The sequence below is a fragment of the Paraburkholderia sp. NMBU_R16 genome (genome assembly GCF_013282575.1).
Taxonomy (GTDB): domain Bacteria; phylum Pseudomonadota; class Gammaproteobacteria; order Burkholderiales; family Burkholderiaceae; genus Trinickia.
On sequence record NZ_JAAAYE010000111.1, the window covers coordinates 1 to 6,707 of the forward strand.

Here is a 6,707-nt window from a genome sequence, read left to right on the forward strand (position 1 = left end):
GGCGCGGCTACACGCGCTTCGAAACAATGCGAACCGTGCTGTTCCTCATCGCCGGCAAGCTAGATTTCTCCAGCTTCAACCCGCATGCCTCGTGAGCTGCGTTACCCACTGCATTTTCAAAAGAGCCACTATCGTTCTAAATTGAAACAGAAAGTAACAGCCATATCGCCGGGTGGCGCAGTCAGCACTAAAATCCCATCCCACCGCACCGAAAACCTATTTTCTCGATTCACTTCATTCAAAATGAAGCGCTTGATATTAATTTGCGCGTTATATAGCGCGCTCATCATGGACTTAAGCGGCTGTGGCACTGTTTCGCCAGCGCAATCGGCCGCGCGCGCGACGGTGGCCAGCGCGCGTGCGGCGTACAACGCAGGCGACTACGAACGCACGCTGTCCATCCTCGGTCACTCGCACGACATCGACAGCGCGACAACCGATACGCAGATCGAAGCACACAAGCTGACGGCCTTCAGCTACTGCGTGACGAATCGCGTCTCGCTCTGCCGTATCGAGTTCGCGAAGATTCTCGACCTCGATCCTCATTTCGAGTTGTCCACTGCGGAAAAGGGACATCCGATCTGGGGGCCTGCGTTCGAGGCCGCCCGACGCAAGCGTCTGGCTCCGTCGTGAGCGCGGGACACTTCTGAACGCAACGCTCATCCGACGACGTATCGACCCATGCAACTGATCGTTATCGAACACGCCGGCCATCCGGTCGCACAGGACCGGGAGACCGCTGTGGTGTTCCGCCCGCCCGGCGGCACCATCGGCCGAGACCATGACAATCACCTCGTGCTGCGTGACGACACGCGGCAAATCTCGCGGCTGCAAGCGCTGCTGCAGGTGAGCGACGAGGCCTGCTCGCTAAAAAATCTGAGCAGCGTCTCCACGATCGAAGTGAACGACGCGCCGGTAGCCCATGCGCAGGCTCGCACGCTGCAGGTCGGCGACACCGTTCGCATCGGTCCCTACCTCCTGCGCGCCGAAGGCGACGAGAATGTAGCGCTTGAAACCGCCGAGGGCTCAGGCCCGGGATCGGCCCCCGGTTCCGTGTCGCGGCCCCGTGCCGCGATATCGCAACCGCACGAGTTCCAGCAGCTTTCCACCGATCCGCTCGAACTCTTCGGTTCGGTCGGCAAGAGCGGCTCGGAGAAGGTTGCGACCATCGCGCCGGAGGGCGTCGACTCGTTGCTGGCGCCCCCGTCTGCGCGGCCTGCGTCGACCGTCACCCAGGCCGATCACCGTCCCGATTGGGCGAGCCACGCACGCTTGCAGAAGGTCGACGCGGAGTCGACAGCCTCGCTCGATTCGCCCGCCGATGCGCTGCCGGCGGTACCGGCAGCGCACCGCGAGCAGCAGAACTCAACAGGCGGCGGCCATACCGAGGAGGAACGATCCTCGCCCGACGCTCTGCTGCGCGCCTTCTTCGAAGGTGCCGGACTCGACGCCGCGGCGCAGCCGCGCGAGTTGTCGTCGGAGCAAATGTACGTTGCAGGTCAACTGCTCGCGCTTTTTGCGAACGGCACCGTCGAGCTGCTTTCGTCACGCAGTATCCTCAAGCGAGAAGTGAAAGCGGATATGACCATGCTGCTGGATCGCGAAAACAATCCGCTCAAGCTGCTGCCCGACGGTAGCGCCGTACTGCGGCAGATGTTCGGTCTGCCGTTTCCGGGATTCATGTCGCCGCAAACCGCGGTGAGCGACGCTTTCCAGGACCTGCATGCGCACCAGATCGGCATGGTGGCGGGCATGCGCGCCGCGCTGATGGACCTGGTCGCGCGTTTCTCGCCGCAGCGTCTGCGCGAACGCAATCGTCCCCAGCGCTGGTATGAACGCTACGTTCCCCTTCTCTACAGGGCGCGAATGTGGAGCCGCTATGAGAACCATCATCGCGATGCCGTCTTCGCAATCGAAGACGACTTCGCCTCGGTCTTCGGAAAGGCGTTTCTTGCTGCCTACGACGCGGAAGTCGAGGGCTATCGCGGGCGCTCCCGCACCTGAACTCGCGTTTCGGATGAAGATCTCATACGCGCAGTTTTCGCATTCAGGCAGCAGGGCAATCAACCAGGATGCTATCGGCCACATCGCCGGAGACAACAGCGAATGGTTCGTCGTCAGCGACGGCGTAGCGGGAGCGCCGGGAGGAGAAGTCGCGTCGAAGCTGGCGGTCTCCACCGTGCTCTCATGCTGCGCGAGCGATATCCACGCACAGAAAGCACCGCATGGTGCGCTGCGCACCGCCCTCGCCGCTGCCAATAGCGCGATTCTGGCCGCGCAACGGCACAACCCGGAGCAGCACAGAATGGCGGCCACGATCGCCGCGCTGCGGATCGATCGCGAACGCGGCACCGCGCAATGGGCTCATCTCGGCGACAGCCGTCTTTACTGGTTTCGCCGCGGTCTGCTCATCGGGCGCACGCGCGACCACAGCCTCGTGCAACAACTCGCCGATGCCGGGCTGACGTACGACGGCGTCAGCCCTCGCCTGCTGCACCTCGCGCTAGGTGTACGCGCAGATGCGGCACCGAGCGTCAGCGAAACGGTCCCCGTCCACGACGGTGATGTCTTCCTGCTCTGCACGGACGGCCTATGGCAGCAGTTGCCCGACGACGTCATCGAGCGCAGCCTGCGTATCGTAGATACCGTCGACGACTGGCTCGCCCTGCTCGTCGGCGAAGTGAAAACGCGCACAGGGGCCGACGGACAGACCGACAACTATTCGGCGCTGGCAATCTGGCTTGGCCATCCCGAGCGCGTCACGCTGGCCGTGGCCCGCTAGCGGTCGAGGGGCCCGTCCGGTGTACCGATACACCGATTCGTTCCCGGAGCGGCGCTCCCGAACCTTTTTTGTCTCCCGATCATCGAGGACATACGCATGGCCCTTCCCGGCACCAAGGCGCAGCTCACTATCGTCAATCTGTCGTTCGGCAGAATTCAAACGTCCGGCGGCCCCGGCCAGAGTCCGGCGGGGCACGAGTTCGTCGTGAACGCACGTGTCGACGTCAATCCGCGCAAGCTCGGCGCGCTCGCGGGAGAAGGCATCGACTGCCCGCAACTTCAATGGTGCGAGACGATCGAATGGTACGAGCACGACGCCAAAACCGATAGCTGGATCGACCGCGGCGAACTAAAACGCGACATGTATGCGTTCAATCCGGCTTCGAACACATTCGCGACCTGGAACGTCGCACGCTATACGTTCGCGAAGCATGAGCACCACGCACCGGCCGGGCTCGTCAGCATGCAATCGGAAAGAGACGCGAAGCATTGGATCGCGCGCAACGGCTTTCAGTGGAATGTGCCGGTGGTCGACACGCCACGCATGGGGCTGAAGGGCGGCTCGCACGGCGGGGGCGGCGAAAGCCTGGTGATCGGACCGAGCCGGCGCCGCGTCATACATTTCGATATCGGTTTTTCTGGCAGTGGGCTGCGCCTACAGGCGACGCAAATTCTCGAAACGTTGAACGGCGAGTTGACCATTCAAAAGTTCATCACGCACAGACTGAGCAAGGGACAAACGACCGATGCGACGAATCTCGGCCGCTGGCGCAGCGAACTCGCATCGTCGGCTCACACTTGGGCTCTATGATGAGGCGGCCCGACCAGGGCGCGGCCGCGGTGAAAGTCGCGATCATCCTCATGGTCGTGACGAAAATCGAACGCACGGCTACGGCGGTGACTAAATTCGAACAAGTGTTGCCGGAATAATCTGGCGAGCTCCATCGTTTACTCAGCAGGCAGCCACTCCCGCATGGCACATGTCTGTCGAAGTCGGTATAGCCGTGGAGGCGATGGGTGATGAAAGTCGATGTCAACACGAAGGCCAGACTCGCGTTTGCAGCCTTCCTGCTTGTCTCGACCGCCGCCGGCGCGGGCTGGTATTTCTTTTCCATAAGCCAATACGCGACTTATCAGATCTATACCCAGGAGTCGGTCTCCGGTCTCATTGCCGATGCCCCCGTCGAGTTTCACGGCGTCGAAGTGGGAAAGGTGAAAAGCGTACGACTGGTCAATCCGCATTCAGTGGCCATCGTGTTGTCTATCGACAAAACGGCGCCAGTCACTTCAGCCAGCGTAGCGACGATCACGTCCCGAGGACTCGCGACACGAGGATTTACCGGCTACGTCTACATTTCGCTCGAAGACGTCGGTGTCGATTCGCGGCCACTGACGACACGCCCGGGCGAGCCCTATCCGATCATATCGACAGCACCGTCGAAGGCCATGACGCTCGATACGGCGATGAATCAGGTAAACGAAAACGTTCAGGTCGTCACCAGCCTGCTGGAATCGGTACTCGACAAGACAACCGTAGCATCGCTCAAGCAATCGGTCGACAACTTGCAGAGAGTGACCACGGCACTGGCGGAAAATACCGGGAAACTGAACTCTATCGTGGCTAATACCGAACGCGCCAGCAATCGTCTCGCGCCGCTCATCGAGTCGAGCCATGACACCGTGACCGCGCTCCAGATGCAGGTCTTGCCGGAGGCGCACAAGGCGCTGTCCAACCTTGACCATCTGTCCACTTCCGTGACTGACGTCGCGACCAGGATCAATCGCGACCCGTCAATTGTGATACGCGGCGCGGCACCGCCGCCACCCGGGCCCGGCGAGCGGAAATGAATATCGGCCGGCACAGGGCGACTTTCGTCACACTGTGCGTTCTTGCGTTTTCGGGGTGCACTGTCTTCTCGCCGGTCAAGACTGAGACGAAAGAATATTTACTGGACAATATCCCGCTCGATCTGCCCATCGAACGGACCCACCCTGCGACACTGCTGGTGCTGATCCCGGAGGCCGGTTCGATCTATGCCACACGGCAAATGGCCTACACGACGCAGGCGCATCAGGTCGCGTATTTCAGTCAGAATGAATGGGCGGAAACACCGCCGCAGATGATTCAGCCGTTGATCGTCGAGGCACTTCGACGCACCCGCTACTTCAGCGACGTTCTCTCCCCCCCTCACTTCGCCCGCCACACTTTCGTGCTTCATACCGAGATCCTGACGCTCGAGCAAGACTTTACTTCGAATCCCCCCATGCTGCAGTTCGCGATGCGCGTTTCTCTGAGCCGGGAAGCCACGAACAAGGTGATCGCGACGAGAGAATTGTCGGCGCGGGAGCCTATGCAGGAAGAGAACGCCGCCGCAGGCGTTGCTGCGGCCAACGAGGCGATGGCAAAACTATTGCGGCAACTCGCCCGGTTCGTGGTCGAGAAAGCACATTAAGGCAGCATTCTGCGTAACGTATCGTCCTTGAGTACGAAATGATGCATCAGCGCGGCACCCATGTGAACGCATATGAAAACGATGAAGGCATAACCCAGCCATTTGTGGATGTCGATGAGTCGCCGAAACGAATCGTCGTCGCGAGAAAGGAGATCGGGTAGCGTGAACAGGCCGAAGAATGAAACTGGGATCGCAGCGGCGGACGACATCAACCAACCAGTCACCGGCAACGCGAACATCAACGCGTAAAAGGAAAGATGGACGAATCGGGCGGCAATTTTTTGCCAGTCAGGCAGGTGGTCGACCAGTTGCGGCAGTATCTGAGTTAGCCGCCAGGCCAACCGCACTGCGAGCAGAACGAGTACCGACAAGCCGATTTCCTTGTGGTAGAGAATCAGCATGATCTTTTTCGTATCGAACCCGGCATCGGGAAGCCTGACCATGTAAAAGCCTAATGCCAAAAGTCCGATGATGAGAACCGCCATCGACCAGTGGAACAGGATTGCGACCGCTCCGAAGCGGTCCTCGGTGTTCTCGATCGGTATCATTGCGCAAGTTCCGTTCGTTACGATCGCGTCGGCCATACGGTTAATAAACGTTGGGCGGGCGACACTATTCCAATCGTGTGAAGTGAAGGCGTGCCGCGCCCGAGGCGAGAATACTTCGGACGCGGAGCCGCACCTCGCTCGTGCCAACCATTTCGCAATACGTTTGCAGCGTCCGCGACTTCGCGAGAGATGGAATAGACGCTCCGGCAGGATCGTTTAGACAACATACGATCCAACGGCTGACTTCAATGAGCACTGCGCAACCGCATCCCATTTGCTCTGTCACCGCAGAGCTGCTGTGTGCATTCGTTGCATTATTCGCCGGCTGCGGCGGCGGCAATGGTAGCGCAAGCAGCGCTTCGACGATTTCGATCTCCGGTACAGCGGCAACCGGCAGGGCACTCGCGAATGCGGCGATCAGCATCGACTGCACGCGAGGCTCGATCTCGGTCGCAGCCGATGCGAACGGAAACTACCACGCGACGTTCAGTGCGGTGTTGCCGTGCATCATCGCTGCGACCTCGGGCGTAACGACGCTGCATTCCGCTGCATTTGCCGGAGGTACGTACAACATCACGCCGGAGACGGATCTGTTGTTGACGTATCTCGCGGCGCAACTCGGTACGAATGAAAGCGCGCTCATTATCGGCTTCCCGGTGAACACTCGGTTTCAGCAGACGCTCGAGAATCAGACTGACGTTCTGACTGCGCAGGCCGCTGTCGTCCAGAATCTGCAACAGAAGTACGGCGTTACGCTTTCTACCCCCAATTTTTTGACCTCCACGTTCACGGTCGGACAACCCATTTCATTACACACAAGTCCGCGTGAGCGGCTTGTAAACTGTCGCGACTTGCCGTTTACTCTTGCTTTTTGCGCGGCACGCGAATGGCACGATCAACGGAGAGCTGGGCGGCAATGGAATTC

8 protein-coding genes are annotated in these 6,707 nt (G+C 60.2%); 7 read left to right on the forward strand and 1 reads right to left on the reverse strand.

The window, feature by feature from the left end; all coding sequences use genetic code 11:
- Window positions 1-288: 288 nt before the first annotated feature.
- The 6 genes from GWC77_RS26555 to GWC77_RS26580 all read left to right on the forward strand — a co-directional run bounded on the left by GWC77_RS26555 (window position 289) and on the right by GWC77_RS26580 (window position 5,234).
- The gene (locus GWC77_RS26555) at window positions 289-633 is read left to right on the forward strand and encodes a TssQ family T6SS-associated lipoprotein (RefSeq protein WP_254367193.1); all 345 of its coding nucleotides are present in this window, start codon (window positions 289-291) and stop codon (window positions 631-633) included.
- A 48-nt stretch (window positions 634-681) separates the two neighbouring features.
- Window positions 682-2,004: a type VI secretion system-associated FHA domain protein TagH gene (gene tagH, locus GWC77_RS26560; RefSeq protein WP_173262100.1), complete on the forward strand. Its 1,323-nt coding sequence runs from the start codon at window positions 682-684 to the stop codon at window positions 2,002-2,004.
- A 13-nt stretch (window positions 2,005-2,017) separates the two neighbouring features.
- Window positions 2,018-2,782, forward strand: coding sequence for a PP2C family serine/threonine-protein phosphatase (locus tag GWC77_RS26565; protein WP_254367194.1), 765 nt, complete (start codon window positions 2,018-2,020; stop codon window positions 2,780-2,782).
- Between the two features lie 96 nt (window positions 2,783-2,878).
- On the forward strand, window positions 2,879-3,592 hold the full coding sequence (locus GWC77_RS26570; protein WP_173262103.1) for a hypothetical protein: 714 nt from the start codon (window positions 2,879-2,881) through the stop codon (window positions 3,590-3,592).
- Between the two features lie 209 nt (window positions 3,593-3,801).
- Window positions 3,802-4,629, forward strand: coding sequence for an MlaD family protein (locus GWC77_RS26575; RefSeq protein ID WP_173262107.1), 828 nt, complete (start codon window positions 3,802-3,804; stop codon window positions 4,627-4,629).
- Window positions 4,626-5,234 carry an ABC-type transport auxiliary lipoprotein family protein gene (locus GWC77_RS26580; protein WP_173262110.1) on the forward strand — a complete coding sequence of 203 codons (609 nt, stop codon included), beginning with the start codon at window positions 4,626-4,628 and terminating at the stop codon, window positions 5,232-5,234. The genes GWC77_RS26575 and GWC77_RS26580 overlap by 4 nt, the downstream gene beginning before the upstream one ends.
- Here GWC77_RS26580 and GWC77_RS26585 read toward each other — a convergent pair.
- Entirely contained in the window at window positions 5,231-5,818 is a 588-nt protein-coding gene (locus tag GWC77_RS26585) for a cytochrome b (protein ID WP_254367195.1), read from the reverse strand. The two genes, GWC77_RS26580 and GWC77_RS26585, sit on opposite strands and share 4 nt — an antisense overlap.
- A gap of 212 nt (window positions 5,819-6,030) precedes the next feature.
- On the opposite strand from GWC77_RS26585, the gene GWC77_RS29185 reads away from it, so the two are divergent.
- Window positions 6,031-6,707 (forward strand): hypothetical protein (locus tag GWC77_RS29185; RefSeq protein WP_217283421.1); only part of this gene is annotated, 677 nt, incomplete at its 3' end.